Genomic DNA, 25,496 nt, shown 5'->3' with positions numbered 1-25,496 from the left:
GGATTCGTCCTGAACGAGCCGCGAAGGGTCGCGGGCGTGGTTTCGGGGCCACGGGGTAGCGCATTCCCATGCGCCCCGTCGAGCGAGGCACGGCAAGCCTTCCGCGAGCCTTGCAACACCTTCATTATGTCGCAAGTGCGGGCGGCGGCGTCGTGTTGCGATAGCGGCGGTTTCATGGTTGAAGCGTTCGAAGGTAGCTGCACATTGGCGGCATTCGAATCCGGGCGACGCGCCCTCATGCTCGAATCCCGCGATGCGTCCGGCCCACCGGAACAAACCCTGTGCACGAGGGAGAGCATTCGTGAAACGAACCCTTCTGGCGGCGGCCGCCACCGTCGGCCTGCCGCTTGCGGCGTCGGCGCAAGACGCCGTGCTGCATCCCGGCCAGCCGCATCCCTGGCAGATCAACCTGCAGGAAGCCCTGTCGCCGATCGAGGCCCAGATCCACTGGTTCTCGAACTATACGCTGTGGTTCATCGTCCCGATCACGATCCTCGTTGCGGCGCTGCTCGCCTGGGTTTGCTTCCGCTACAGCGAGGCTCGCAACCCGACGCCTTCTCGCACCAGCCACAATACGCTGATCGAGGTCGTCTGGACGCTCGCTCCGGTTCTCGTGCTTCTCTGCCTCGCCATCCCCTCGTTCCAGCTCTTGACGGCGCAGTACAATCCGCCGCGTGAGCCGGAGCTGACGGTGAAGGCGACCGGCTACCAATGGTACTGGGGCTACGAGTACCAGCCGGCCCAGACGGTTGCCGCTGCCTCGAGCGCTGCGGCGGGCACCGCCGAGAACCCGGCCAATCCGGCCGCCCAGCCGGTGTCGTTTCTGTCCTACCCGCTCACCGAGGACGCGCGCGACGCGGCCGGAAAGCAGGACCGCGCCGCTTACCCGCACCTTCTGGCGGTCGACAACGAGATGGTCGTCCCGGTGAACCGTGTCGTTCGCCTGCTGTCGACCGGTGGCGACGTCATCCACTCCTTCGCCATGCCGTCGCTCGGCGTGAAGGTGGACGCCATTCCGGGTCGCATCAACGAATACTGGTTCGAGGCCACCCGCGAGGGCATCTTCTACGGCCAGTGCTCGGAGCTCTGCGGCCAGAGCCATTACAACATGCCGATCGCCGTGCGCGTCGTCAGCCAGGCGCAGTTCGACGCCTGGCTCGCGACCGCCGCCACCAGCGTCGAGAACGCCAACGCCCAGCTGACCGCGGAAATCACGTCCGCGAAGTCGGTTGTCGCGTCGCGCTGACCCGACCATACCGGAGTCCGAGATGGCACACGCCACAGTCCACGACGACGCCCATCACGATCACCGGCCGACCGGCTGGACGCGCTGGGTCTATTCGACCAACCACAAGGATATCGGGACGCTCTACCTGATGTTCGCCATCATGGCGGGCGTCGTGGGCGGCGCTCTCTCGGTGGCCATGCGCGCCGAGCTGCAGCAGCCCGGCCTGCAGATCTTCGGCAACCCGCAGATCTACAACGTCTTCACGACCGGCCACGGTCTCATCATGATCTTCTTCATGGTGATGCCCGCACTGATCGGCGGCTTCGCCAACTGGATGATCCCGATCATGATCGGGGCGCCGGACATGGCCTTCCCGCGCTTGAACAACATCTCGTTCTGGCTGCTCGTCCCGGCGTTCCTGCTCCTGATCCTCTCGATGTTCGTCGAGGGCGCGCCCGGCACGAACGGCGCGGGCACGGGCTGGACCATGTATCCGCCGCTCTCGACCGCAGGCCATCCGGGGCCGGCGGTGGATCTCGCGATCTTCGGCCTGCACATCGCGGGCGCCTCGTCGATCCTTGGCGCGATCAACTTCATCACGACGATCCTCAACATGCGCGCTCCGGGCATGACGCTGCACAAGATGCCGCTCTTCGCATGGTCGGTCCTCGTGACGGCGTTCCTCCTGCTCCTGTCGCTTCCGGTTCTCGCCGGCGCCATCACGATGCTGCTGACGGACCGCAACTTTGGCACGACCTTCTTCGCGCCCGAGGGTGGTGGTGACCCGATCCTGTACCAGCACCTGTTCTGGTTCTTCGGCCACCCCGAGGTCTACATCCTGATCCTGCCGGCCTTCGGCATCGTCAGCCACGTCATCTCGACCTTCTCGCGCAAGCCGGTCTTCGGCTACCTCGGCATGGCCTACGCCATGGTCGCGATCGGCGTCGTCGGCTTCGTCGTGTGGGCCCACCACATGTACACGACCGGCATCTCGCTCAACACGCAGCGCTACTTCGTGTTCGCGACGATGGTGATTGCGGTGCCGACCGGCATCAAGATCTTCTCGTGGATCGCGACCATGTGGGGCGGCTCGATCCGCTTCCGCGTGCCGATGCTCTGGGCGATCGGCTTCATCTTCCTGTTCACGGTCGGCGGCGTGACGGGCGTCAAGCTCGCGAATGCCGGCATGGACCGCGTGCTGCACGACACCTACTACGTCGTCGCCCACTTCCACTACGTTCTGTCGCTGGGCGCCGTCTTCGCCATCTTCGCGGGCTGGTACTACTGGTTCCCGAAGATGAGCGGCTACATGTACAACGAGCGGATTGGCCAGATTCACTTCTGGATGACCTTCGTCGGCGTGAACATCATCTTCTTCCCGCAGCACTTCCTGGGTGCCGCCGGCATGCCCCGTCGCTACGTCGACTATCCCGATGCTTTCGCCGGCTGGAACTTCGTGTCCTCGATCGGCTCCTACATCTCGGGCATCGCGGTGCTGGTGTTCCTCTACGGTGTCTACGAAGCCTTCGCCAAGAAGCGCATCGCCGGGCCCAACCCCTGGGGCGCTGGCGCGACCACTCTGGAGTGGCAGCTGTCCTCCCCGCCGCCCTTCCACCAGTGGGAAGAACTGCCGCGCATCCGCTGAGCCTCGCGATACGGATCGCCCAAACCCCTGCGGTCCCGGCTCATGCCGGGACCGCGCCGTTTGCCGGAGGTCGCAACGGCCGCTGGCATTCGAAACAGCATGAAGATCGACGAGGTACCCTTGAGCGCCATCGACCTGTCCTCGACCGACGCCCGTCCCACGATCAGCCTGGCGGAGCCCGGAGACTATTTCGCGCTGCTCAAGCCTCGCGTCATGTCGCTGGTGGTTCTCACGGCCGTCGTCGGATTCCTGGCCGCGCCGGGTGAGATGAACCCCGTTCTGGGCGTCATCTCGCTCCTCGCGATCGCGCTTGGGGCAGGGGGCGCCGGTGCCCTCAACATGTGGTACGACGCCGATATCGACCGCGTCATGACACGCACGGCGAACCGTCCGGTGCCGGCCGGCCGCGTGACGGCTGGCAGCGCCTTGGCCTTCGGCACCTCCCTTTCCGCCCTGTCGGTCATGCTGCTTGGGCTGGCGGCCAACTGGTTCGCGGCGACTTTCCTCGCCTTCACCATCCTGTTCTATGCCGTCTTCTACACGATGGGCCTGAAGCGCCGTACCGTGCAGAACATCGTTATCGGTGGCGCCGCGGGAGCATTTCCTCCCATGGTCGCCTGGTCCGCCGTGACGGGTGGGCTGTCCTGGGAGAGCTTCGCGCTCTTCCTGATCGTCTTCTTATGGACGCCGCCCCATTTCTGGGCTCTCGCGCTCTTCAAGATGAAGGACTACGGCGCGGCGGGCATTCCGATGTTGCCGAACGTGCTCGGCACCGCATCGGCCCGACGCCATATCTTCGTTTATTCGCTGATCCTGGCACCTGTCGGCGTCCTTCCGTTCTGGCTTGGCATTGCCGGTCCGATCTACGGTGCGATATCGACGTTGCTGGGCGCGCAGTTCGTTGTTCACGCCTACCGCGTTCTGCGCATGGATGACGCCGATACCGCCATGCGTCCGGCCAAGGCGCTGTTCGGCTTCTCGATCGTCTATCTCTTCGCGATCTTCGCGCTCCTCCTCGTGTCGACCGTAGCCTCGTCGGAGTTCGGCATTCATGTCCTCTGAGCACGGACCGAACGGCATCCGCCTGACCGAGGCGGAACGCCGCGCGCAGCGCAGGCGGTCGGTCGCGATCGCCTTCATCCTCGTCGCGCTGGTCGTGATCTTCTACGTCATCACGCTGATCAAGATGGGAGGTTGACGCGATGACCGAACCCCTCCGTCGCACGCCAGCGGAAGCGGCCCGACGCGCGCGGATGATCGCGTTGAGTTGCCTTTGCTTCACCTTCGCGATGATCGGCGCATCGTTTGCCGCCGTGCCGCTGTATCGCATGTTCTGCCAGGTGACCGGCTACGGCGGAACGACACAGCGCGCCGAGATGGCGTCGGCAACGATTTCGGACGAGGAGATCAACGTTCGCTTCGATGCGAACGCCTCGCCCGGCGTGCCGTGGAGCTTCCAGCCGAACGAGCGACAGGTGCGTTTGAAGCTCGGCGAGACGCGGCAGATTTCCTATCATGTGCGCAACACGTCCGATCGGACGGTCACCGCGATGGCGACGTTCAACGTCACGCCGGAGCTGACGGGCGCCTACTTCAACAAGATCCAGTGCTTCTGTTTCAACAACCAGACGCTGAAGCCCGGCGAGTCGGTCGACATGCCGGTGATCTTCTTCGTCGATCCTGCAATCGCGGACGACGAGGACACGAAGGATACCCATACGATCACGCTGTCCTACACGTTCTTCCCGGTCGAAACGCCGGTGGCTAACGTTGCGACGGCAAAGCCGAGCGGGACCTGATCGTCTGAGGACGACGACCCGGGACGTTGGGGAACGCCTCGGGTCGAGAGAGTTTTTGTATTCATTCCCGTCTGTTAAGAACGGGGCGACGGGAAGGAGCGGGGCAAGACATGGCTGACACGACCCACACTGCGCATACCAAGCACCACGACTATCACATCATCGATCCCAGCCCGTGGCCGTTCCTGGCCTCGCTCGGCGCGTTCATCATGATGGTCGGCGCGGTGGCGCTGTTCCGCTGGCACTCGGGCAGCCCGTTCATGCTGTTCGGCGGCAACATTGCCACCCCGTGGATATTCTTCATCGGCCTCGGCATCGTCCTCTACACGATGTTCGCCTGGTGGTCGGACACGATCAAGGAGAGCCACGAGGGCGCGCACACGCCTGTCGTGTCGATGCACCTGCGCTACGGCATGATCATGTTCATCGCCTCCGAGGTGATGTTCTTCGTTGCGTGGTTCTGGGCCTTCTTCGATGCCAGCCTGTTCCCGGCCGAGGCCATCCAGGCATCCCGCGTGCAGGTGCTCGGCGGCATCTGGCCGCCGAAGGGCATCGAGGTGCTCGATCCGCTGCACCTGCCGCTCTTCAACACGATCACGCTGCTCCTGTCCGGCACGACCGCGACCTGGGCCCACCATGCGATGCTCGAGGACGACCGCAAGTCGTTGATCACCGGGCTGGCGCTGACGGTCGCGCTCGGTGCGATCTTCTCCTACGTCCAGTATTTCGAATACGCTCACGCGCCCTTCGCCTTTTCGGGCTCGATCTACGGCTCGACCTTCTTCATGGCGACGGGCTTCCATGGCTTTCATGTCATGGTCGGCATCATCTTCCTCGCGGTCTGCCTGCTGCGCGCGATCCGCGGTCATTTCACGCCGCACAAGCACTTCGGCTTCGAGGCAGCGGCTTGGTACTGGCACTTCGTCGACGTCGTTTGGCTCTTCCTCTTCTTCGCCATCTACGTCTGGGGCGGTTGGGGTGCGCCTATCCACGCCGGCTGAAGGCAGCGTTTCGTATGGGTCTTCAAGAGGCGGCCGAGTCTTCCGGCCGCCTCTTTTCTATTGCAAGGACGGCCATGAGCGATCGCGAACTCTCCTATCCTGGCGTCGATCCGGCAAAGGCAGGCGCCGCCGGCCACTGTCCGCGCTGCGGCAAGGGGCAGCTTTTTCAAGGCTTCCTCAAGCTTCGGGCGGCGTGCGGACGCTGCAAGCTCGACTTCCGCCCGCTCGATCAGGCGGATGGCCCCGCCTTCTTCGTAATGACCATCGTCGGCTTCGTCGTCGTCGGGCTCGCTCTCTATGTCGAGGTCGTCTACAGCCCCTCCATCTTCGTCCATCTGCTTCTCTGGATCCCGCTGACGCTGATCCTTTCGCTGCCGCTGATGCGCGTCGCCAAGGGGCTCATGGTCGGCCTGCAATACCGCAATAAGGCAGCCGAGGGACGCTGGGCCGGGCAGGACGATCCAAGGTGACGCTGATCGAGGAAGGGATCGACAGGGATCACAGCCTTTCGCGGCGCCGACGCGTCGTCGTCGGGCTGATCGGTCTGCTGGGCGTCGTCGTCCTGTGTTCTCTCGGCGCGTGGCAGGTCGAACGCCTGGCCTGGAAGAACGCCATCGTCGCGCAGATCGAGGAACGCCAACGACGGCCGGCGATCACGGCATCGGAGCTTGCCGCCGAGGATCCGCAGGCCGCGGAGCTCGACTACCGTGCGGTCTCCGCCACGGGCGTCTTCCGGCACGAGGGCGAGCGCGCCTTTCTATCGACCTTCAGAGGCGCCGCCGGGTGGAACATCTACACGCCGTTGGCGCTCGACGACGGCCGCCTCGTCTTCGTCAATCGCGGTTTCGTTCCCTATGATCGCAAGGACCCGACGACACGGCCGGAGGGACAGGTGACCGGTCGGGTCGAGGTCGAGGGACTGGCGCGCCCCTTCGCGACGGAAAAGCCGGGCAGCTTCGTTCCCGACAACGATCCGGTGGGCAACGTCTTCTTCTGGCGCCATCTTCCCGACCTGCTGCAGGGTCAGGATGTTGCCGACGCCGCGCGATTCCTGCCCTTCGTCATCGATGCGGGACCGGGCGCGGCTCCCGGCGGTTACCCCGTGGGGGGCACGACCGTCGTCGACATACCCAACAATCATCTGCAATACGCGATCACATGGTTCGGTCTCGCGGCGGTACTGGCAGCGATGCTGCTTTATGCCGCCATCCGCAAAGCTCCGGCTGCCGGACCGAACGGCTTGACAGGACCGGACGCCAACCCCTGATGAACGCTGACAGCCATCCACGGAGTCCTGTACCCATGTCGATGACGGCGAAGCCGCCGCTGACGATCCGCCTTTGCGAGCCGCGTGGTTTCTGCGCCGGTGTCGACCGAGCCATCCAGATCGTGGTTCTCGCGCTCAAACGGTTCGGCGCGCCGGTCTACGTGCGGCACGAGATCGTTCACAACAAGTACGTCGTGGAAGGGCTGCGCGGCATGGGGGCCGTTTTCGTGCGTGAGCTCGATGCCATTCCCGACGACGGGCAACCCGTGGTCTTTTCGGCGCACGGTGTGCCGAAGTCGGTTCCGGCCGAGGCGGCGCGACGGGAGATGCTCTATCTCGACGCGACATGCCCGCTCGTGTCGAAGGTCCACAAGCAGGCCATGCGCCACATGCGCCTCGGTCGTCAGGTTTTGCTGATCGGTCATCGTGGGCATCCCGAAGTCGTCGGGACGATGGGACAGCTGCCGGAAGGCGCCGTGGTTCTGATCGAAACGGAGGAGGACGTTGCCGCCTTCGATCCGCCGAACCCGGCGGCCCTCGGCTTCGTGACGCAAACGACGCTGTCCGTCGATGACACGGCTGGAATCCTGGCTGCGCTTCAGCTGAAGTTTCCGCTTCTGCACGCCCCGTCGTCCGAGTCGATCTGCTACGCGACGACGAACCGGCAGGACGCCGTGAAGGCGGCCGCGCCCGGTACCTCGCTCTTCCTCATCGTCGGCGCACCCAACTCTTCCAATTCCAAGCGACTGGTCGAAGTCGCCGAGCGCGCGGGAGCGACCAAGGCCGTACTCGTGCAGGGCATCCAGGAGATGCCGTGGGAACTCGTCGCGGCGGGTGCGACGATCGCACTTTCTGCGGGCGCCTCCGCGCCTGAAATCCTGACGGATGCCATTCTGGAAGGGCTTCGCGTGCGCTTCGATCTCTCGATCGAACTCGTGCAGACGGCGATCGAGAACGAGAATTTTCCGGTGATGCGCTCGCTCCGCGACGTTCCACTGGAAGCGGCGGACATGGCCTTCGTCAACGGCGAAGGCACGGCGGCACGGGCGGTTGCAGGCTGATGGCCGTTTACACCGATGTGGGGGAGTCCGAACTCGCGGGCTTTCTCTCGCGCTACGACTGCGGCCGGCTTCTCAGCTACAAGGGGATCGCCGAAGGCGTCGAGAATTCGAACTTCCTTCTTCGTTCGGGCGAGGGGACGTTCATTCTCACGCTTTACGAGAAGCGCGTGAACCGCGCCGATCTGCCGTTCTTCATCGGTCTCATGCGGCATCTGGCGTCTCGTGGACTCAACTGCCCGTTGCCGGTCACGACGCGGGAGGGGGAAATCCTAGGCGAGCTGGCCGGACGTCCGGCCGCGCTCTTCACCTTCCTGGAAGGCATGTGGTCGCGTCGCCCGAACGCCGACCAGTGCCGCGAAGTCGGCGCCGCGCTCGCTCGGCTGCATGAGATGGCGTCAGATTTCGAACTCCATCGTCCCAACGCGCTGAGCGTTGGGGGATGGCGTCCGTTGCTTGACGGCTGCGGCGAAGGCGCGGACGACGTGGAGGAGGGGCTTCGGGCCGAACTCGAAGCCGAGTTGCGCTTCCTGGAAGAAAACTGGCCGCGCGATCTTCCGACGGGAGTCATCCACGCGGACCTTTTTCCCGACAATGTCTTCTTCCTGTCGGGCGAGCTCTCGGGCCTGATCGACTTCTATTTCGCCTGCAACGACATCCTCGCCTACGACCTCGCCATCTGCCTTTGCGCGTGGTGCTTCGAGCAGGACGGATCCTACAACGTAACCAAGGGGAAAGCGCTCATCGAGGGCTATCGCAGCGCTCGTGAACTTTCACCCGCGGAACTGGCGGCGCTGCCGCTGCTCGCACGAGGCGCGGCGCTACGCTTTCTGCTGACCCGCCTTTACGACTGGATCCACGTCCCGGCCAACTCCTTCGTGACGAAGAAGGACCCGAAGGAATATCTGCGTAAATCCCGTTTTCACCGCAGCGTGCGAAGCGTCGCGGATTACGGGGTGCATCGATAGGCATGAGCATGAGCGAGACGACGCGGGTCGATATCTTCACGGACGGCGCCTGCTCCGGCAATCCGGGGCCGGGTGGCTGGGGGGCGATCCTGCGGTCCGGTGATACCGAGCGGGAGTTGTCGGGCGGTGAGGCGCTGACGACCAACAATCGCATGGAGCTTTTGGCCGCCATCGAGGCACTGGCTGCTCTGAAGCGGCCCTGCGCCGTCCATCTCCACTCCGACTCGCAATATTTGCGAGACGGCATCACGAAGTGGATTCACGGATGGAAGCGCAACGGCTGGCGCACGGCCGACAAGAAGCCGGTCAAGAACGCCGAACTCTGGCAAAGGCTCGACGCGGAACGCCTCCGGCACGAGGTGACCTTTCATTGGGTGAAGGGCCACGCCGGCCACGCCCAGAACGAGCGCGCGGACGAGCTCGCCCGCGCGGGTATGGCGCCCTTCAAGAAGCGGCCGAACGCGGCCTGAGACCTAGAGGCTTTCGAGCATGGCCGCCGCGGACGACGTGTCCGCCCGACCCGGCGACTCCTCGACGTTGAGCGCCCGTACGACGCCGTTCTCGATCAGCATCGAGTAGCGTTTCGAGCGTGTGCCCATACCGCCGCCGCTCATGTCCATCTCCAGCCCGACGGCTCGCGCGAACTCCGCGTTGCCGTCTGCGAGAAACAGGATGCGGTCGGCGGCGCCTGTCGCCTCGGCCCATGCTCGCATGACGTGGACATCGTTGACGGCTGTCACGGCGATCGTGTCGACGCCGCGCTCGCGAAGCTCGCGCTCGTGCTCGAGATAGCCGGGTAGGTGGTTCATCGTGCAAGTCGGTGTGAAGGCGCCGGGCACGGCGAAGAGAACGACTTTCTTGCCCGAGAAGACGTCGGCCGATGTGATCGTCGTCGGCCCGTCCGGGCCCGGCGAGCGGAAGTTGACGGCGGGGATCGTCTCGCCGGGCATGATGGTCATGGTTGGGGAGTCCTGTCTGCTGGCCGCGCGCCGGCCGGCGGCACCGGTTCGACCCGGATGCCTGCATAGGATCGGGCGATCTCGCCGGAGGTCAACACGATATCCACCGAAGGCAGGTCACCCGACCGCGTCTCCTTGACCGATGCGGGGAGGCGCAAGCTCCAGCCGTTTGCTTCGTGCTTCGCGGGCTTCGTAGGATCTCCGAACGACCAGGCAGCGCCGCCGTCGAGAAAGACATCCGGTTTCCCCGGAAGATCGGGCGTACCGATCCGCACGAGAATGTCCGAGCCGTCGTAGCTCGCCTGGAGATCGCCAGGCGCACCGGGCAGCGGCAGGGCACTTGCCGCTGCCAGCGCGACGGCTCGAGCGGAGAGACTTTTCGTCGCCTCCGCCTGCAGCGTGGCCGACACCGGGACGCATAGCGCGCGGCAGAGCCCGAGCGTGACGTCGAGGACGACGCGAGGCCGTCCGCCGCCCGCGACGTTGGCCGAAAAGGGGAGGAGTACCGGCTGGTCATAGCCGATGCTCGACGACCCGGCTTCGTCGAACCGGATCGGCGCGGGAAACAGGGTACGCACGGGGCCGAGGCTGACGCTGCGCCCGAAATTGAGCACCGGCGCAAGCCCGACCGGCCCCGGATTCTTCCAGTAGGTCTTCCAGCCGGGTTCCAGGTCGATTGACAGGACACCCTCAATCACGCCGTCCGATCGGGGCTCAAGTAGTGAGAGCCGCAGCGTCGCGCCATCGATCTGCATCTGCGACAGATCATCCTGTGCTGATGACGGCGCGATGGTACCGAGTAGCAGCGACAGGGCAGTGAGCAATTTGATGCGACGGGGGGTCCGACGAATGGTCCTCCATCCACCACGATCGCCCGTGCAATTCGCAGAAGACGTCTCTATCTTCACGCCATGGACCTCGAAAAGATGCGCAGCCGACCCGACGAGACAGCGTCTCTGGAAGGTCACTTCCTGATCGCCATGCCGGGCATGGCCGACGAGCGCTTCGCGCGCAGCGTCGTCTATATCTGCGCCCATTCGTCGAATGGTGCGATGGGCTTCATCATCAATAAGGCGCAACCGCTGAGCTTCGCGGCGCTTCTGACGCAGCTCGAGATCGTCGCCGATCCTGAGGAGATCCGCCTGCCCGACAAGGGGCGGGAGGTGTCGGTCTGCGCGGGCGGTCCGGTCGAGCGCGGACGCGGTTTCGTTCTCCACTCCGACGACTACGACTCCGAGTCGACGGTGCCGGTGGACGACGGGATCTCGCTGACGCCGACGCTGGATATCCTGCGCGCCATCTCGAAGGGCATCGGGCCTCACACCGCGATCATGGTCTTGGGATATGCGGGCTGGGAGGCGGGGCAACTCGAGTCGGAGATCGCCGCCAACGGCTGGCTCACCTGCCCGGCCGATCTCGACATCGTCTTCGACCCGTCTCTCGACGACAAGTATGTCAGGGCGCTCGGCATACTCGGCGTCGATCCGGCCTTCCTGACAAGCGAGGCCGGACACGCCTGAGGCAACGCCTCAGCTCGCGCGACGGGTCTGGCGCTCCTGCAGCCTGCGCCGCGCCTCTTCCGCGCTCAGCGGGGGCGCGTAGAGATAGCTCTGGGCGTATTCGCAGTTCAAAAGCTTCAGCTTGGCCGCATCTGCATCCGTCTCAACGCCTTCCGCGACGACCGCCAGACCCAGTTCATGCGCCATGTTGACGATGGACTGGACGATGATCGGACGCTGAGGCTGCGCTTCGCCACGCAGGAAGGTCTGGTCGATCTTCAGCGTGTCGAAGGGGAAGCGCATGAGGTAGGAGAGGGACGAGTATCCCGTGCCGAAGTCGTCGAGCGACAGCCCGACGCCCATCTCCTTCAGGCGTACGAGGAGCTTGGCCGAGCGCTCCGGATTGTCCATGACCAAGGACTCCGTCAGCTCGAGCTTCAGCGTTTCCGGCGCGAGGTTATAGAGCTTCAGCGTCTGGCGCACGTCGTTGACGAGATCCTGGCGGATCAGCTGACGGCTTGAGATATTGACGGAGACGAACAGCTTCGCCTGGCCCGGCAGTTTCTGCCAATCCGAGAGGCGACGCACGGCTTCGTCGAGCGCGAATTGCCCCAGCTGCACGATCAGGCCGGTCGACTCCGCGATGGGGATGAACTCGGCGGGCGAGACGGGCCCACGGCGGATATGGTTCCACCGCAGAAGGGCCTCGAAGCCGGCAATCTGCCCGTCCGACAGGCGGACGATGGGCTGGTAGGCCAAGGACAGCTCGTTGCGGCCGAAGGCGCGCCGCAAATCGGATTCAAGCTCCACCTTGCCGGAACTGTGGGTCTTGAAGGCCGGGCGAAAGGCCTCGATGCGGTCGCCCCCCAGACGCTTGGCCTGATACATCGCGAGCTCGGCCTCGCGTAGAACCTCATCGGCCCCCGCGCCCTCGCTCCATCCCGTCAGGCCGATCGAGGCGGTCAGGATGATGTCCCTGTCCGAGAAGGCGATCGGTGCGCGAACCACGTCGCGGAGCGTCTCCGCGAAGGCCCCGACCGCATCGACCTCGGTCTCCGACATCAGGATGAGGCCGAACTTGTCGCCCGAGAGCCGGGCTAGCGAATCCTGCGGCCGAAGGGCGCGCTTGAGGCGGCGGCCGAGCGTCAGGAGGATCGTGTCACCCGTTGCCATGCCGAAATCGTCGTTGACCTGCGAGAAGCGGTCGACGTCGATCACGAAGAGCGTCGGACGGACGTCCCGTCGCGTCGTCGCGAGCGCGGATATGGAATCGAGACGGTCGATGAAGAGTTCACGGTTCGGAAGGCCGGTCAGCTGGTCGTGCAGGGCGTCGTGAAGCAGGCGCTCCTCGGCCTTCTTGCGCTCCGTCACGTCCTTCAATGTACCAACGCAGCGCACCACCTCGCCGGTCGAGCCTAAAACAGGCCGCGCCTGCAGGCAGATCCAGTGATAGTGCCCGTCCTCGGCACGGACACGGAAGTCCTGGGCTATGCGCCCCCGCCGATGCTCGAGAATGGTGTCGAGCGTGATCTTGAAGCGGTCGCGATCATCGGGATGCAGGATCGGAAGCCAGTCGCGCGCGGGGCCGTTCATCGCCGCGATCGGGATCGCAGAACTGCCGTCCGCGTCGGAGCCCGCGAAGATGCGATCGCGCGTGACGTCCCAGTCCCACACCGCGTCGCCCGTGCCCGCAAGCGCCAGCGATCGCCGCTCCATGTCGGACAGAAGGCCGGTGCCGAATCCGCCGCCCGCAAACGCGTGCTGCATGACGGTGAAGCCGATCAGAAGCACGAGGAGGACCAGTCCGCCGCCTAACGCGGGCTGGATGATGTCGTTGTCGATCCGTCCGGTAACGGTGAGCCACCCGGCGAACAGCCAGACGCCGATCAGGATCCAGGTCGGGATCAGCATGATCGCGCGGTCGTAGCGCTGCCAGGAGAGGAAGAGGATCAGCAGGAGCCCGATGGCAGCCGTGGCGCCGAGGGACATACGCGCGATGCCGGATGCCATCGGCGGATCGAAGGCGGCGAGGACGCCGATGCCGCCGAGGCCCGCCAGCCACAGCGCCGTAAAGGCCGACAGGACGCCGTGCCAGCGGTTGAGGTTCAGGTAGGCGTAGAGGAAGACGACGAGCGTGAAGGCGAGGGCGATCTCGGTCCCGGCACGCCAGATACCCTCCTCGCCCGGCACGATCGGGACGAGCTTCTGCCAGAAGTCGAAGTCGATGCAGATGTAGGCTAGAACCGCCCAGGCGAGCGCGGCGGTCGCCGGGAACATCGGCGAGCCCTTCACCACGAAGAGGATCGTCAGGAAGACCGCGAGAAGCCCGGCGATGCCGAGCACGATGCCCCGGTACAGCGTGAAGGCGTTGACGGTGTCCTTGTAGGCATTGGGCTCCCAAAGACGAATTTCGGGGAGCTGGCGCGACGCGAGTTCCGCCACGAACGTGATCGTCGTACCCGGGTCGAGCGTCACGAAGAAGACGTCGGCCTCGGGGCTCTGCTGGCGGTCGAGTGCGAATCCTTCGGACGGCGTGATCGACACGATCCGCCGCGAGCCGAGATCGGGCCAGACGATGCCGGAATCGGCCAGTCTGAAGTGAGGCGCGACGACGAGGCGATCGATCTGCTCGTCGCTGTTGTTGGCGAGCGCGAACACGGCCCAGTCTCCTGAAGACTGCGGCGAATTGGATTCCACCTCGATGCGGCGGACGATGCCGTCGGCACCCGGGACGGTCGACACCTGGAAGCTCGATCCCCTGTCCCGGTAGATGTCGACGGCCGGGAGGAGATCGATCGCGACGTCCTCTCGTCCTATGCTCACCGGCGACAGGGCGTAGGAGTGACCCGTCGCGCCGAGCAGGATCAGGAGGGGCAGGAGCAATCGCACCCAGGCAGCCGGAACGGCTCGACGGAACAGCGTCATGAGGGGGGTGGGAACCTCGTTCGCGCGGCTGGGCGTGTTAAAGTGCATGAGCTCGACGGCTTGGACGATCGTCGGCCAGGAGGCCGTACAAGCGGTGATCCTCCCAGACACCGGCGATCTTAAGGTACTGTCGCAGAAGCCCCTCCTGCCGAAAACCGGATTTTTCGAGGAGCCGAATGGATCGGGCGTTGCTGGGCAGGCAAGCCGCCTCGAGACGGTGCAGCCCTTCGACGTCGAACGCGAAGGTCTTCACGAGGTCCAGCGCACGATACATCACGCCTTGTCCGGAATGGATCTGACCCATCCAGTAGCCGATCGTCGCGCTCTGCGCGACGCCGCGTTGAATGCGGCCGAGCGTGATCCCGCCTGCAAGACGCTTGCCCGAGGCATCGAAGATGAAGAAGCTATAGCCGGAGCGCTCGCGCGCCTCGCGATGGTAGCGACGCAGGCGCATGCGGAATGCGTGCCGGGTCAATTCGTCCCGCGTCCAGGCCGGCTCCCAGGGCGTCAGGAACTCGCGGCTCGCCTCGCGCAGATCCCGCCACTGCAGGTAGTCGCCTCCCGACGGCAGGCGCAGCATCACGTCGTTGCCGCGCAACGTCGGCCGTTCGGCGATATGCATCCAGTCGAAGAAGGCCACGGGCGGCGGACCGCTTATTACGAAAGCGCGGCGGCCGGCGCCTCTTCTGGCGCAGAGCCCATCAGCGAGGCCAGCTCGTCGAGCCTTGGCAGCCGGGAGATGGGACCGATCGCCGCCAGCGTCGGACGCGAACCGACGAAGGTCGCCGCTGCCAGATCGACGAGACGCTGCGGGGTGATGGCTGCGAGGCGCTCCAGAAGCTCCGCGTTCGGCAGGATGTCGCCCTTGAACATCAGCTGCCGAGCCATCTGTCCCGCGCGGGAAGCCGGGCTTTCCTGGCTCATCAGAAGGCTGGCGCGCATCTGTGCTCCGGCGCGCTTCACCTCCTGGTCGCCAATCGACTCGGCCGCTCTCATCAGTTCCTGAGCGATCACAGGCGCAAGCTCGGCGAGCTCTTCCTCGCCGGTCGCGGCGTGGACACCGAAGATGCCGCTGTCCGAGAAGCTCCAGTGGAAGGCGGAGATCGCGTAGCAAAGGCCGCGCGTCTCACGCACTTCCTGGAACAGTCGGGACGACATGCCACCGCCCAGGATGATGGAGAGGACCTGCGCTGCGTAGAAGTCGCGCTTGTAGTAGGGACGTCCCTCGAAGCCGAGCACCATCTGGGCATCGGCGAGATCACGCTCCTCGCGGAAGTCTCCTCCGGTGTAGACGGCGGAGGGACGGGCGGGGCGCTGTGAGGCATGTGACGCGGGAAGGCTTCCGAAGGCGCTGGTGACGCGATCCACCACGTCCCGGTGCGAGACCGCACCGGAAGCCGAAACGATCATGTCTCCCGGCGTGTAGTGGCGCCTGAGGTAGGTCCGCAACGTCTCGGGCGTCATGGACCGCACGCTGTCGCGCGTGCCGAGGATGGGCCGTCCGATGATCTGGTCGCGAAAGGCGCAGGACTGGAAATGGTCGAAGACGATGTCGTCCGGCGTGTCTTCGGCCGCGCCGATCTCCTGCAGGATGACCTGCTGTTCGCGTTCCAGCTCCTCGTCCTCGAAGCGCGAGTCGAGAAGAATGTCGGACAGGATGTCGATCGCGAGCGGGACATCGTCCTTCATGACGCGCGCGTAGTAGGCTGTGGTCTCGACGCTGGTGGAGGCGTTCAGCTCGCCTCCCACGTCCTCGATCTCCTCGGCGATACGACGCGCACTGCGCTTGGTCGTTCCCTTGAACGCCATGTGCTCGAGAAGATGGGCGATGCCGTGCTCGCCGTCCGCCTCGTCGCGTGCGCCGGCCTTCACCCAGACACCGAGAGCCGCGCTCTCCAGCTCCGGCATCGTGTCGGTCGCGATGGTCAGGCCGTTGGAGAGACGGGTGATCTCGACGCTCACGCGGCTGCCCCGAGGCGCACGGCGCGCGAGCGCTCGCGGATGAAATCCTGCACGCTCGCGACGTCGTTGGCGATCGTCTCGAAGCGCTCGGAGCGCTCCATCAAATCCGAATGGTTCGGGGGCAGGGGCGGATGAATGCCGCAAGCCCGCTCGACCGACGCCGGGAACTTGGCCGGATGCGCGGTACCGAGCGTGATCATCGGCTCCGACCCGATACGCGTTTGTGCGACTCCGACACCAACGGCCGTATGGGGATCGAGGAGATAAGACGCGGCCTCGAGGGTTCGACGGATGACGTCGGCCGTCGTTGCCTCGTCGGTTCGCCCCGCCTCGAACTCGGAGCGGATTGCCTCGAGAGCTTCGGGCGCGATCGTGAAGGCACGCGACTGCTGCAGGGTCTGCATCAGCCGGACCACGTCGTTCGCATCCCGGCCGCCCGCCTCGAACAGAAGACGCTCGAAGTTCGAAGAGATCTCGATGTCCATGGAGGGCGACATCGTGGCGCGAACGCCATTCATCTCGTAGCGACCCGTTCCCAGAGTGCGCTCGAGTATGTCGTTCTCGTTGGTCGCCACGATCAGGCGCTCGATCGGCAGACCCATGCGCTTGGCGGCGAAGCCGGCGAAGATATCGCCGAAGTTGCCGGTCGGCACCGTGAAGGAGACAGGACGATCTGGCGCGCCGAGCGTTGCCGCGCTCGTGAAGTAATAGACGATCTGAGCCATGATGCGGGCCCAGTTGATCGAGTTGACGCCGGACAGCGCGGTCTCGGCCCGGAAGGCCTGATCGTTGAACATCGCCTTCACGATGGCCTGGCAGTCGTCGAACGTGCCTTCCACTGCGATGGGATGGACGCTCGCCGACCCGAACGTCGTCATCTGGCGTTGCTGGACAGGCGAGACGCGGCCCTTGGGAAAGAGGATGAAGACGTCGCAGCGCTCGGAGCCGCCGAAGGCCGCGATCGCAGCGCCGCCGGTGTCGCCCGACGTCGCGCCTACGATCGTCGCGCGGCGGGAGCGTTCGCGCAGGACATGGTCCATCAGCCGCGAAAGCAGCTGCATCGCCACGTCCTTGAAGGCGAGCGTCGGGCCATGGAAAAGTTCGAGCACGAAGTGACGGTCGTCGATCTGGACGAGCGGCGCGACGGCGGGATGTCGGAACGTCGCATAGGCCGCGTCGATCATCGAACGGAGCGCGGCTGGGGCGATCTCGTCGCCGACGAACGGCTGAAGCACCTCGAAGGCCACCTCCGCATAGGGGCGTCCGGCGAAGGATCGTATCGTCTCGGGCGAGAGCACGGGCCACGTCTCGGGAACGTAGAGGCCTCCGTCGGTCGCCAGTCCAGCCAGGAGGACGTCGGCGAAACCAAGGGTCGGGGCGCTCCCCCGCGTACTGACATACTTCACGGCCACTCCCTCGGCCCATTGCGGACCGCGTCGTGCGGGCGAACCAGCCTGAAGGCGCGCGGTGGATTTTCGCGGCGCCGGCGGTCGCCTCGCGGCAAGTCGCCTGATATAGACCGGCGCGATACGGTTAGGGAAGAAGCCTGGGATGCATATGTCTCCGAAGCTCGGCACGCTGCGCTTCACCGCGCTGCCGCTCCTCGCTCTCGGCCTGTCGGCGTGCAATACGACGACGGCTACGCAACCCATCCAGCCGCCAATGGGCACGCCCGCCCAGCAGCCCCTGACGGCGACCGGGACCATTCCGGACTATTGTCCACAGGTCTCGCTGCGCGAGGGAACGGCGACCCTTCGCAAGGGCGAGGGCGAGGCCCTCCAGTACGTCGCCTCGATTACGTCCAACAGCCGGTCGTGCCGCGTGCGCGACGGGGAGTTCTTCATGGAAGTCGGCATCACGGGCCGCGTGGTTCCGGGGCCCGGCGCAAAGGCTGGCAACGTGACGCTGCCGATCCGCGTCGCGATCGTGAACGCGGGGTCGGTCGCCTACAGCCAGCTGGGTCAGCAGGGCGTTCGCATCGACTCGGCCGGTGGGCCGGTCGACTTCACCTATGTCGACCGCAACGTCCGAATCCCGATCCCGCAGGGCAAGACGCTGACGGTCTATGTCGGCTTCGACGAGGGCGCGCCGGCCGGCGGCAAGCGCACGGCCAGCGCGAAGCCTTAACGCTCAGGCGTTTTCCCACTCGGCAAAGGCTTCCACAACGCCGGGCAGATCGGCGAGGCGCCGGATGACGGTCTCGGCACCTGCCTCGGTGAGTGCGTCCGCGTGGCCGGGGTAGGTGTGCGATCCGCCCACGAAGCCGACGACGCGGCAGCCTGCCGCCGCCGCAGCCGCGACGCCGTGGACCGAGTCCTCGAGAACGAGCGTCTCTCGCGGCGCTGCCTCGAACTGCTGACAACCGTAGAGATAGACGTCCGGCGCCGGCTTGGTGCGTTTCGTCCCGACCTCGCCGGCAGCGAAGACGTAGGGGCGGAAGCGGTCCCAGAGCCTGGTGCGCTCGAGGACGATCCGCAGCCGGTCGGTCGACGAGTTCGAGCAGATGGCTCGCGGCAGTTCAAGCCGATCGAGCATCTCATGGACCCCCGGGATTTCCTTCACCTCGGCCCGCAGACGCTCGTCGAGCTCGCGGCGCTGGCGCTCGCGGTAGTCCTCGGGAAAGCGAAGCCCGGCCTCGGCGGTGAGAAGCTCCATGATCCGCTCTTGCGTAAGGCCGGAGAAGCGCACGTTGATCTCTTCGGCTGCGATCTCGTAGCCGAGTTCCTTCAGAAGGGCGGCGTCCGTTCGCGACGCGACGATCTCGGAATCGACCAGAACGCCGTCGCAGTCGAAGAGGACGAGGGAGAGGGGCATGGTGCGATCGTGTCCGGCGTGAGTGTCTTTCGGATGCGGGGCGCGTAGCACGACGGGTCGGCTCGCGCCAACGACGTCCAGTTGGTGACACCGGGTTCACGGCTCGTTAACCCTGTTCGGTAACCATAAGCACTGTCCCGTCGTCCCGAGTTCACGGTGCTTCATGTCCCAGCTTCGTTCCCTGTCCCGTCCCGCCGCCGCGGCCACCAGCCAGCAGCCGGAATGGCTGGATACGATCATCAAGGGCGACTGCGTATCGCGGATGGCGGCGCTGCCGGCGCAATCGGTGGACGCGATCTTCGCCGATCCGCCCTACAACCTGCAGCTCGGCGGCGACCTCACGCGCCCCGATCAGTCGAAGGTCGATGCCGTCGACGACGCCTGGGACCAGTTCGAAAGCTTCGCCGCCTACGACGCGTTCACCCGCGCGTGGCTTCTGGCTGCGCGCCGGCTGCTGAAGCCCAACGGCACGATCTGGGTGATCGGCTCCTACCACAACATCTTCCGCGTCGGTGCGATCATGCAGGATCTGGGCTTCTGGACGCTGAACGACATCGTGTGGCGCAAGTCCAACCCGATGCCGAACTTCCGCGGTCGTCGGTTCCAGAACGCCCATGAGACGCTGATCTGGGCATCCAAGAACAGGGACGCGAAGGGCTATACCTTCAACTACGACGCGATGAAGGCCGCCAACGACGACACGCAGATGCGGTCCGACTGGCTCTTTCCGATCTGCACCGGCGGCGAACGGCTGAAGGACGCGGAAGGCTCGAAGGCCCATCCGACACAGAAGCCCGAGGCTCTCCTTGCCCGCGTCATCCTCTCGTCCACCCGTCCGGGCGACACGATCCTCGACCCGTTCTTCGGCACCGGCACGACGGGCGCGGTCGCCAAGCGTCTCGGCCGCCACTTCGTCGGGATCGAGCGCGAGGACAGCTACATCGAGGCGGCGACGGATCGCCTCCTCTCGGTCGAGCCCCTGGACGCCGACTTCCTGCGCACGCTGACGCCCAAGCGCGCCGAACCACGCGTGCCGTTCTCCTCGGTGGTCGAGGCTGGCCTCCTGCAGCCGGGCACCGAGCTGACCGACGCCAAGGGCCGCTGGCATGCTCGGGTCCGAGCCGACGGGACGATCGCGAGCTCCGGCGGCGAGGCGGCCTCGATCCATCGCGTCGGCGCACGCGTGCAGGGCCTCGAGGCCTGCAACGGCTGGACCTTCTGGCATGTCCGCGACGGCGGACGGCTGCGCGCGATCGACGAGTTGCGCCAGATCGTGCGCGAGCGCATGGCTGTTGCCGGCGTCTGAGCAGCCGCGTCTAAAGCAGCCCGAAGGCCGCGAGGTCCTGCTCCAGTCGCTCGGGCGATACGAATAGAACCGATTGCCAGCCAGCCTCGCGGGCGCCCTCGACGTTCGCGGGGCTGTCGTCGATGAAGAGCGTCCGGGCCGGGTCGAGACCGAAGGTTCGCGCGTGATGATCGTAGATCGCGATATCCGGCTTGATCAAACGCACGCGCCCCGACACCGTGACGCCCCGCGCCTCACGGAGGAACTCGAAGTCCGGCGATGCCTCCTCGTAGGTGTCGGCGGCCCAGTTCGTGAGCAGCGTGACGTCCACCCCGTTCGCGATCAGCCGGCGGAAGATCGCGACCGTCTCGGGATAGGCATGCGGCACCATCTCGCGCCAGTGGCGGCGGAAGGCCCGTATCAGGTCGGCATGTTGCGGATGGCGCGCGACGAGCTCCGCCTCGGCATCGGCCCACGCTCGCCCGCGATCCTGTTCCACGATCCAGGCGTGGTTGCAGATCTCGTCCAGAAAGCGACGGCGCTCCGCCTCGTCCGGTATCAGGCGGCGGTAGGGAAGTTCTGGATCCCAGTGCACGAGAACGCGGCCGATATCGAAGACGACATGCGAGACTGTCATGAGCGGCGTATCCTTCTGGCGGAAAGAAGCGGGAAGGCGGCTGCGATCGCGTTGCGCATGAGGGTCGGCAGCGCCTCGTCGTCGATGCGCTCGGGAGGCGCCCACCAGCCGTCGCAATCATCAGCCTCGTCGATCTCCGCGCGGTAGACTTCGAGTTGAAGGTCGAAATGGGTGAAGCCGTGGGCCACGGTGCCGGCCGGCTCCCACTCGGCTGCGAAGGGCGCTCCCTCGATTCCGGTAACGCCGTCGTGGCGGGACGACCAATCGGTCGTCGGCGGTTCCGCCATGCCGCCGAGCATGCCCTTGTCGGGCCTGCGGCGCAGCCAGACCGCTCCGTCGCTCGGCCGCCGCGCCACGAAAGCCGCGCCACGTCTGTTCGGCTTGGCTTTCTTCGCCGCCTTGCGTGGAAACTCCTCCTGACGTCCCGCCGGCCGTGCAAGGCACTCGGCCGAAATCGGGCAGAGGACGCAGGCCGGGCGGCGCGGTGTGCAGATCGTCGCGCCAAGATCCATCATCGCCTGCGCGAAGTCGCCCGGCCGCTCCAGAGGCGTCAGGCGCTCGACCTCGACGCGGATCTGCCGGCGCGCGGCCGGCAGCGGCGTTTCGATGAGTTTAAGCCGGGTCACGACCCGCTCGACGTTTCCGTCGACCACCGCGGCGGGCTCGTCGAAGGCGATCGCCGCGATCGCGGCCGAGGTATAGTCGCCGATGCCGGGAAGATCCCGCAGTCCGGCGGCCGTCTCCGGGAAGCGACCGTTATGCTGGAGCGTCACGGTCCGCGCGCAGGCCAGGAGGTTGCGGGCACGCGCATAATATCCGAGCCCCGCCCAGGCACCCATCACCTCGGCATCCTCAGCGGCCGCCAGATCCTCGACGCGCGGCCAGCGCTCGGTGAAGCGGCGGAAATAGTCCTTCACTGCCGCCACCGTCGTCTGCTGGAGCATGACCTCCGACAGCCAGACGCGATATGGGTCGGAACGGATACCGGTGCGCCGGTCAGCGGGCGAGACGCGCCAGGGAAGGGATCGCGCGTGCCTGTCGTACCAGGCTAGGAGCGCCACGGAGGTGCTGCCGCCTTGACTTGGCTCCGAGCCGCGTCCATCCGACGCGTTGAGCGGGACCGCCGGTTCCTGTGCCGGGATCGTGCCGTTGCGCATCAGCTTCTTCGTCATCAACTTGGATCGTTCGCCCGAGCGGCTTGGCCATATGCGCGAGCAGGCCGCGGCACTGGGCTTGGATCTGATACGGGTCGCCGCCGTGGATGGGAAGAGCGTGCCGACTGGCGAGCGTGAGATCCTCGATCTTCCGACCTTCCTGCGGTGGCACGGCAAGCAGCCGCTTGCGGGCGAATATGGCTGTTACGTCAGTCATCTGGCGGCGCTTGATGCGATTGCACATCAGGACTGCGATGCGGGCGTCGTATTCGAGGACGACGTCATCCTCAAGCCGGAGCTGATGGAGGTTCTAAAGGCGCTCGCGGATCGGGACGACTGGGACGTCGTGCGCTTCGCCCATCATCGCAAGGTGCGCCATCGCATCGTGCGCGAGCTCGCCGGCGAACGCCGACTGATCCGCCCGCTCTTCGGTCCGACGGGGAGTGCCGCCGCCTATATCGTGCGCAGAACCGCCGCCAGTCGGCTACGCGATGCGCTGACGCCGATGCGCCTGCCTTTCGACGTGGCCTTGGAACGTGGCTGGGCGACGGGGCTGCGGACCCTCGACATCCGCCCGGACCTCGTGGGCTTCTCCACGCACTCCAAGACGAGCCTTACGCGCGATGGTCAGCGCTATGCCGCAATGAAGCTGCCGCTTTTCCGAAGGTGGCCGACGCTGATGTTTCGAGCCGGCGAACTCGTCCGGCGCATGGCCGAGGCGTCGCGTTCATGACGGGTCGCGCGAGAGGCCTCGTGCGCCGAACTCTCCTGGCGCGCCGCTGGATCGACCCTTGGGTGTTGGCGGCGTCCGTGACCTGTCTCGGCCTGCTTCTGTCCTTCGGCAAGGTCGGTTTCCTGATCTTCGTCGCCTGCGGCATCTATCTAGGCTTGGGCAGGCCCCGCTCGTGGAGGGCCGCGCCGCCCGTCTTCACCGGCTTCCTCGTCGCCTGGGCCGTTTGGCAGATCGGTCTCAGCCTCCTGCGTGGCGAGCCGATCTCCGGCAATCGGACGCTTTCCTATGCCGGCATCGAGTTGGCGGTCGCCTTCCTGCCGCTCGGGCTAGCCCTGGTGCGCGATCCTATCGGCGCGGTCGCGAACGGGGCGCGGATCGGGCTCGTGCTGCTGGCGGTCATCGCCCCGCTGGCGTATCTCGGCGGCGAGGAGCGTGTCGGCCTTGGTGGCAACGAGGCGATCTTCGCCTTCGTCATCGGCGTGGTCGCCCTGGCCGCCCGGCTCGAGGTCCGCCATCCGCTGCGTTGGCTGCCCAATGCGCGGTGGTGGTCCTACCTCGTCGTCGTTCCGGTTCTCCTCAGCGGAACGCGTGCGGCCTTCGGCATCGTTCTTCTCGTTCTCGTCGCCGACGCCGCCAGTCTCGCGCGTGGACGGCGACCGGCATGGCTACGCACCGGCGGAGGCATGGCGGGGGCGCTTATCGTCGCACTCGGCGTCGGGATTGGCGCGGCTTACGTCGTGCAGAACCGGATCGACGCCGGCATCGCCGAATACCAGACCTTCGAGCGCACCGGCATAGCGGCGGGATCGGTGGATACGCGCGTCGTCATGTGGTCCGCCGGATGGCAGGTTCTGCGGGAGCACCCCTTGCTCGGCGTCGGCGGAACCCACCGCATGGAGGCGGCCGGCGAGAAGGCCGGACGCAACGGTTTCATGGTGACCTACTACCAGCACCTTCACAACATGCTGCTCGACGAGGCGCTCTCCAGCGGGCTCGTCAGCGTCGCGTTGATGATGGCAACCTTCGCGTCCTTTCTGGCCGCCGTCTCCAGTGCCCCGCGCAGCCAGCGCTTCCGTTCGACAGCCGTGCTTCTCGTCATTTTCTTCGCTATCTTCGGCTCGTTCCATGGCGTCCTTCTCAACGAATGGACGCTGATCAGCCTGTTCGGCGTCATGTCCTGCATGCTGACCGGAGCAAGGCGGACGGCTGCGAGGACGCGAGCATGAAGAACGAGGAATTCAGCCGAACGCGGCGGGGCGCGCGCCCCTTGGGCGACCTGATCGCCGCGCTGGTGGACCCGATCGTCGCGAAGAAGGCGGGAATGAACGCGGCCCTCATCCAGTCCTGGCCCGAGATCGCGGGCGTCCGGCTGCAGGAGGGTTGCCGGCCCGAGAAGCTGATCTGGCCATCGCGGCAGGGAGATGACGAGACCGCTGAACCCGCGACGCTTGTTGTCGCGTGCGAAGGTGCCTTCGTTCTTCGTCTCCAACATGAGACGCACGAGGTGCTGGCTCGCGTGAATGCCTTCTTCGGCTATCCCGCCGTCGCCAAGCTGCGCATCGTCCAGAAGCCCATCCTGCGCCTCAGGCCAGACCGCAAGCTGCCGCGAGCGCCGTTGGATACCGCGCAGCGCCGCGATATCGCCGAGGCGACGGCGAGGATCGACAGCCCGAGGCTCCGCTCGGCACTCGAGCGATACGGCGAGACCGTGCTCGGTCGCAACGCGGCGAACCGGAACACGCAAAGCTGAACGGCGAGCGCCTTACGCTTCGTTCATCTGGGCACGGCGGCGTTGGAATCGTCGCAATCATCGATTAGGTCGAAACGACTCGAACCCTATCAGGAAGGGCTTCATGCTCGCCATGTTCCGCAATACCCTCACCGGCGCGGCCGCCGGAGCTCTTCTTCTCGCCCTCGGATCGTCGGCGGCCTGGAGCCAGACCGCGCCGGCAGCCGCTCCCACCGCTGCCGCTGCCGAGGCGCCGGCTCCCGAGGGAACGGCGGACGTCGCGAAGCTTCTCGCGCCGCAGGCGCTGCCTGACGTCGTTCTGGGTGACCCGAATGCCAAGGTGACAATCATCGAGTACGCCTCGATGACCTGCAGCCATTGCCGGGACTTCCACTCGGAAACCTGGCCGACCATCAAGCGCGACTATGTCGACACCGGCAAGGCGAAGTTCATCCTGCGCGAGTTTCCGTTTGACCCTCGCGCCCTGGCAGCTTTCATGCTGGCGCGTTGCGCGGGAGACGACAAGCGCACCGCAATGGTCGACGTCCTGTTCGATCAGCAGCGCGAATGGGCCGGCGCGGAGAACGCCTCCGTCGCTCTTTTGAAGATCGCCCAGCTTTCCGGCATGTCGCAGGACCAGTTCAAGGCTTGCCTCTCGAACTCCGACCTTCAGACCAAGGTCGTCGCCGTTCAGGCGGCGGGACAGAACGACTTCGGCGTCAGCGCGACTCCGACCTTCTTCGTGAACGGCGACAAGTATGCCGGTGCGCTGTCGCCCGAGCAGATGGCGGCCGTGATCGAAAAGCACCTCTGAACCCTGGCCGAGCGTTTTT

At 65.8% G+C, this 25,496-nt stretch carries 27 protein-coding genes; 18 read left to right on the top strand and 9 right to left on the bottom strand.

Features of this window, described 5'->3' with window-relative positions:
* Positions 1 to 301 precede the first annotated feature (301 nt).
* From coxB to rnhA, 11 genes are all read left to right on the top strand, one after another.
* The gene (coxB, locus tag AUL35_RS01435; RefSeq protein WP_062011259.1) at positions 302 to 1,246 is read left to right on the top strand and encodes a cytochrome c oxidase subunit II; all 945 of its coding nucleotides are present in this window, start codon (positions 302 to 304) and stop codon (positions 1,244 to 1,246) included.
* A 22-nt stretch (positions 1,247 to 1,268) separates the two neighbouring features.
* Positions 1,269 to 2,873, top strand: a complete 1,605-nt coding sequence (ctaD, locus tag AUL35_RS01430; RefSeq protein WP_062011257.1) for a cytochrome c oxidase subunit I — start codon at positions 1,269 to 1,271, stop codon at positions 2,871 to 2,873.
* 99 nt (positions 2,874 to 2,972) lie between these two features.
* A complete protein-coding gene (locus AUL35_RS01425; protein ID WP_062011255.1) occupies positions 2,973 to 3,935 on the top strand; it encodes a heme o synthase in 963 nt (320 codons plus the stop codon).
* Complete coding sequence (locus AUL35_RS01420; protein ID WP_062011253.1) at positions 3,925 to 4,071, top strand: hypothetical protein; 147 nt, start codon at positions 3,925 to 3,927, stop codon at positions 4,069 to 4,071. Before AUL35_RS01425 ends, AUL35_RS01420 begins: the two co-directional genes overlap by 11 nt.
* A 4-nt stretch (positions 4,072 to 4,075) precedes the next feature.
* On the top strand, positions 4,076 to 4,672 hold the full coding sequence (locus tag AUL35_RS01415; protein WP_062011252.1) for a cytochrome c oxidase assembly protein: 597 nt from the start codon (positions 4,076 to 4,078) through the stop codon (positions 4,670 to 4,672).
* 110 nt (positions 4,673 to 4,782) lie between these two features.
* Positions 4,783 to 5,673 carry a cytochrome c oxidase subunit 3 gene (locus tag AUL35_RS01410; RefSeq protein WP_062011250.1) on the top strand — a complete coding sequence of 297 codons (891 nt, stop codon included), beginning with the start codon at positions 4,783 to 4,785 and terminating at the stop codon, positions 5,671 to 5,673.
* Between the two features lie 74 nt (positions 5,674 to 5,747).
* Complete coding sequence (locus tag AUL35_RS01405; protein ID WP_062011248.1) at positions 5,748 to 6,143, top strand: DUF983 domain-containing protein; 396 nt, start codon at positions 5,748 to 5,750, stop codon at positions 6,141 to 6,143.
* The gene (locus tag AUL35_RS01400; protein WP_062011246.1) at positions 6,140 to 6,940 is read left to right on the top strand and encodes an SURF1 family protein; all 801 of its coding nucleotides are present in this window, start codon (positions 6,140 to 6,142) and stop codon (positions 6,938 to 6,940) included. Before AUL35_RS01405 ends, AUL35_RS01400 begins: the two co-directional genes overlap by 4 nt.
* 35 nt (positions 6,941 to 6,975) lie before the next feature.
* A complete protein-coding gene (ispH, locus tag AUL35_RS01395) occupies positions 6,976 to 8,001 on the top strand; it encodes a 4-hydroxy-3-methylbut-2-enyl diphosphate reductase (protein WP_062011244.1) in 1,026 nt (341 codons plus the stop codon).
* A complete protein-coding gene (locus AUL35_RS01390; protein ID WP_062011242.1) occupies positions 8,001 to 8,966 on the top strand; it encodes a homoserine kinase in 966 nt (321 codons plus the stop codon). The genes ispH and AUL35_RS01390 overlap by 1 nt, the downstream gene beginning before the upstream one ends.
* Positions 8,967 to 8,974: 8 nt before the next feature.
* Positions 8,975 to 9,436, top strand: coding sequence for a ribonuclease HI (gene rnhA, locus AUL35_RS01385; RefSeq protein ID WP_062011459.1), 462 nt, complete (start codon positions 8,975 to 8,977; stop codon positions 9,434 to 9,436).
* Between the two features lie 3 nt (positions 9,437 to 9,439).
* Here rnhA and AUL35_RS01380 read toward each other — a convergent pair whose 3' ends face one another.
* Positions 9,440 to 9,925 (bottom strand): peroxiredoxin, encoded by a 486-nt coding sequence (locus AUL35_RS01380; protein WP_062011240.1) that lies wholly within the window; start codon positions 9,923 to 9,925, stop codon positions 9,440 to 9,442.
* A complete protein-coding gene (locus AUL35_RS01375) occupies positions 9,922 to 10,680 on the bottom strand; it encodes a protein-disulfide reductase DsbD domain-containing protein (protein WP_062011238.1) in 759 nt (252 codons plus the stop codon). The genes AUL35_RS01380 and AUL35_RS01375 overlap by 4 nt, the downstream gene beginning before the upstream one ends.
* A gap of 171 nt (positions 10,681 to 10,851) precedes the next feature.
* Between AUL35_RS01375 and AUL35_RS01370 the strand changes: the two genes are divergently transcribed.
* On the top strand, positions 10,852 to 11,445 hold the full coding sequence (locus AUL35_RS01370) for a YqgE/AlgH family protein (protein WP_062011458.1): 594 nt from the start codon (positions 10,852 to 10,854) through the stop codon (positions 11,443 to 11,445).
* A gap of 9 nt (positions 11,446 to 11,454) precedes the next feature.
* Here AUL35_RS01370 and AUL35_RS01365 read toward each other — a convergent pair whose 3' ends face one another.
* Genes AUL35_RS01365 through thrC form a run of 4 tightly spaced genes read right to left on the bottom strand, consistent with a single transcriptional unit; the run spans position 11,455 to position 17,717 of the window.
* On the bottom strand, positions 11,455 to 14,349 hold the full coding sequence (locus tag AUL35_RS01365; protein WP_062011236.1) for an EAL domain-containing protein: 2,895 nt from the start codon (positions 14,347 to 14,349) through the stop codon (positions 11,455 to 11,457).
* 37 nt (positions 14,350 to 14,386) lie between these two features.
* Positions 14,387 to 14,971 carry a GNAT family N-acetyltransferase gene (locus tag AUL35_RS01360; RefSeq protein WP_062011455.1) on the bottom strand — a complete coding sequence of 195 codons (585 nt, stop codon included), beginning with the start codon at positions 14,969 to 14,971 and terminating at the stop codon, positions 14,387 to 14,389.
* Positions 14,972 to 15,006: 35 nt separating this feature from the next.
* Positions 15,007 to 16,311 (bottom strand): pitrilysin family protein, encoded by a 1,305-nt coding sequence (locus tag AUL35_RS01355; RefSeq protein WP_062011234.1) that lies wholly within the window; start codon positions 16,309 to 16,311, stop codon positions 15,007 to 15,009.
* A complete protein-coding gene (thrC, locus tag AUL35_RS01350; protein ID WP_062011454.1) occupies positions 16,308 to 17,717 on the bottom strand; it encodes a threonine synthase in 1,410 nt (469 codons plus the stop codon). The genes AUL35_RS01355 and thrC overlap by 4 nt, the downstream gene beginning before the upstream one ends.
* Before the next feature lie 145 nt (positions 17,718 to 17,862).
* On the opposite strand from thrC, the gene AUL35_RS01345 reads away from it, so the two are divergent.
* Positions 17,863 to 18,438 (top strand): hypothetical protein, encoded by a 576-nt coding sequence (locus AUL35_RS01345; protein WP_062011232.1) that lies wholly within the window; start codon positions 17,863 to 17,865, stop codon positions 18,436 to 18,438.
* Between the two features lie 3 nt (positions 18,439 to 18,441).
* Here the strand turns inward: AUL35_RS01345 and AUL35_RS01340 are convergent, their stop codons facing one another.
* Positions 18,442 to 19,125 (bottom strand): HAD family phosphatase, encoded by a 684-nt coding sequence (locus AUL35_RS01340; protein WP_062011230.1) that lies wholly within the window; start codon positions 19,123 to 19,125, stop codon positions 18,442 to 18,444.
* Positions 19,126 to 19,288: 163 nt separating this feature from the next.
* Between AUL35_RS01340 and AUL35_RS01335 the strand changes: the two genes are divergently transcribed.
* A complete protein-coding gene (locus AUL35_RS01335) occupies positions 19,289 to 20,431 on the top strand; it encodes a site-specific DNA-methyltransferase (protein ID WP_062011228.1) in 1,143 nt (380 codons plus the stop codon).
* A 10-nt stretch (positions 20,432 to 20,441) separates the two neighbouring features.
* Here AUL35_RS01335 and AUL35_RS01330 read toward each other — a convergent pair whose 3' ends face one another.
* Together AUL35_RS01330 and mutY are read right to left on the bottom strand one after the other, a co-directional pair.
* Positions 20,442 to 21,047 (bottom strand): HAD family phosphatase, encoded by a 606-nt coding sequence (locus AUL35_RS01330; RefSeq protein ID WP_062011226.1) that lies wholly within the window; start codon positions 21,045 to 21,047, stop codon positions 20,442 to 20,444.
* Positions 21,044 to 22,219 (bottom strand): A/G-specific adenine glycosylase, encoded by a 1,176-nt coding sequence (gene mutY / locus AUL35_RS01325; RefSeq protein WP_244493631.1) that lies wholly within the window; start codon positions 22,217 to 22,219, stop codon positions 21,044 to 21,046. The genes AUL35_RS01330 and mutY overlap by 4 nt, the downstream gene beginning before the upstream one ends.
* Here mutY and AUL35_RS01320 point away from each other — a divergent pair.
* The 4 genes from AUL35_RS01320 (at position 22,197) to AUL35_RS01305 (ending at position 25,477) form a co-directional block, all read left to right on the top strand.
* A complete protein-coding gene (locus tag AUL35_RS01320; protein WP_192847018.1) occupies positions 22,197 to 22,934 on the top strand; it encodes a glycosyltransferase family 25 protein in 738 nt (245 codons plus the stop codon). The two genes, mutY and AUL35_RS01320, sit on opposite strands and share 23 nt — an antisense overlap.
* A gap of 20 nt (positions 22,935 to 22,954) precedes the next feature.
* Positions 22,955 to 24,160 carry an O-antigen ligase gene (locus tag AUL35_RS01315; RefSeq protein WP_192847017.1) on the top strand — a complete coding sequence of 402 codons (1,206 nt, stop codon included), beginning with the start codon at positions 22,955 to 22,957 and terminating at the stop codon, positions 24,158 to 24,160.
* A complete protein-coding gene (locus AUL35_RS01310; protein ID WP_062011220.1) occupies positions 24,157 to 24,684 on the top strand; it encodes a DUF721 domain-containing protein in 528 nt (175 codons plus the stop codon). The genes AUL35_RS01315 and AUL35_RS01310 overlap by 4 nt, the downstream gene beginning before the upstream one ends.
* A gap of 112 nt (positions 24,685 to 24,796) precedes the next feature.
* Positions 24,797 to 25,477, top strand: coding sequence for a DsbA family protein (locus AUL35_RS01305; protein WP_374754474.1), 681 nt, complete (start codon positions 24,797 to 24,799; stop codon positions 25,475 to 25,477).
* The last annotated feature ends 19 nt before the right edge of the window (positions 25,478 to 25,496 follow it).

The organism is Aureimonas sp. AU4 (assembly GCF_001463765.1).
GTDB lineage: Bacteria > Pseudomonadota > Alphaproteobacteria > Rhizobiales > Rhizobiaceae > Aureimonas.
Note: the sequence above shows the minus strand (reverse complement) of the source record. Positions and strands in the feature narration are given on the sequence as shown.

Bases quoted from the DNA above. Each gene is read 5' to 3' on its own strand.
- ctaD (WP_062011257.1), top strand. From the start codon at position 1,269: ATGGCACACGCCACAGTCCACGACGACGCCCATCACGATCACCGGCCG.
- mutY (WP_244493631.1), bottom strand. From the start codon at position 22,219: ATGACGAAGAAGCTGATGCGCAACGGCACGATCCCGGCACAGGAACCG.
- AUL35_RS01390 (WP_062011242.1), top strand. From the start codon at position 8,001: ATGGCCGTTTACACCGATGTGGGGGAGTCCGAACTCGCGGGCTTTCTC.
- AUL35_RS01380 (WP_062011240.1), bottom strand. From the start codon at position 9,925: ATGACCATCATGCCCGGCGAGACGATCCCCGCCGTCAACTTCCGCTCG.
- AUL35_RS01360 (WP_062011455.1), bottom strand. From the start codon at position 14,971: ATGCATATCGCCGAACGGCCGACGTTGCGCGGCAACGACGTGATGCTG.
- AUL35_RS01310 (WP_062011220.1), top strand. From the start codon at position 24,157: ATGAAGAACGAGGAATTCAGCCGAACGCGGCGGGGCGCGCGCCCCTTG.
- AUL35_RS01365 (WP_062011236.1), bottom strand. From the start codon at position 14,349: ATGACGCTGTTCCGTCGAGCCGTTCCGGCTGCCTGGGTGCGATTGCTC.
- ispH (WP_062011244.1), top strand. From the start codon at position 6,976: ATGTCGATGACGGCGAAGCCGCCGCTGACGATCCGCCTTTGCGAGCCG.
- AUL35_RS01340 (WP_062011230.1), bottom strand. From the start codon at position 19,125: ATGCCCCTCTCCCTCGTCCTCTTCGACTGCGACGGCGTTCTGGTCGAT.
- AUL35_RS01425 (WP_062011255.1), top strand. From the start codon at position 2,973: ATGAAGATCGACGAGGTACCCTTGAGCGCCATCGACCTGTCCTCGACC.
- AUL35_RS01410 (WP_062011250.1), top strand. From the start codon at position 4,783: ATGGCTGACACGACCCACACTGCGCATACCAAGCACCACGACTATCAC.
- AUL35_RS01415 (WP_062011252.1), top strand. From the start codon at position 4,076: ATGACCGAACCCCTCCGTCGCACGCCAGCGGAAGCGGCCCGACGCGCG.
- AUL35_RS01370 (WP_062011458.1), top strand. From the start codon at position 10,852: ATGCGCAGCCGACCCGACGAGACAGCGTCTCTGGAAGGTCACTTCCTG.
- AUL35_RS01345 (WP_062011232.1), top strand. From the start codon at position 17,863: ATGCATATGTCTCCGAAGCTCGGCACGCTGCGCTTCACCGCGCTGCCG.
- AUL35_RS01375 (WP_062011238.1), bottom strand. From the start codon at position 10,680: ATGCAGATCGATGGCGCGACGCTGCGGCTCTCACTACTTGAGCCCCGA.
- AUL35_RS01335 (WP_062011228.1), top strand. From the start codon at position 19,289: ATGTCCCAGCTTCGTTCCCTGTCCCGTCCCGCCGCCGCGGCCACCAGC.
- AUL35_RS01420 (WP_062011253.1), top strand. From the start codon at position 3,925: ATGTCCTCTGAGCACGGACCGAACGGCATCCGCCTGACCGAGGCGGAA.
- rnhA (WP_062011459.1), top strand. From the start codon at position 8,975: ATGAGCGAGACGACGCGGGTCGATATCTTCACGGACGGCGCCTGCTCC.
- AUL35_RS01305 (WP_374754474.1), top strand. From the start codon at position 24,797: ATGTTCCGCAATACCCTCACCGGCGCGGCCGCCGGAGCTCTTCTTCTC.
- AUL35_RS01330 (WP_062011226.1), bottom strand. From the start codon at position 21,047: ATGACAGTCTCGCATGTCGTCTTCGATATCGGCCGCGTTCTCGTGCAC.
- AUL35_RS01405 (WP_062011248.1), top strand. From the start codon at position 5,748: ATGAGCGATCGCGAACTCTCCTATCCTGGCGTCGATCCGGCAAAGGCA.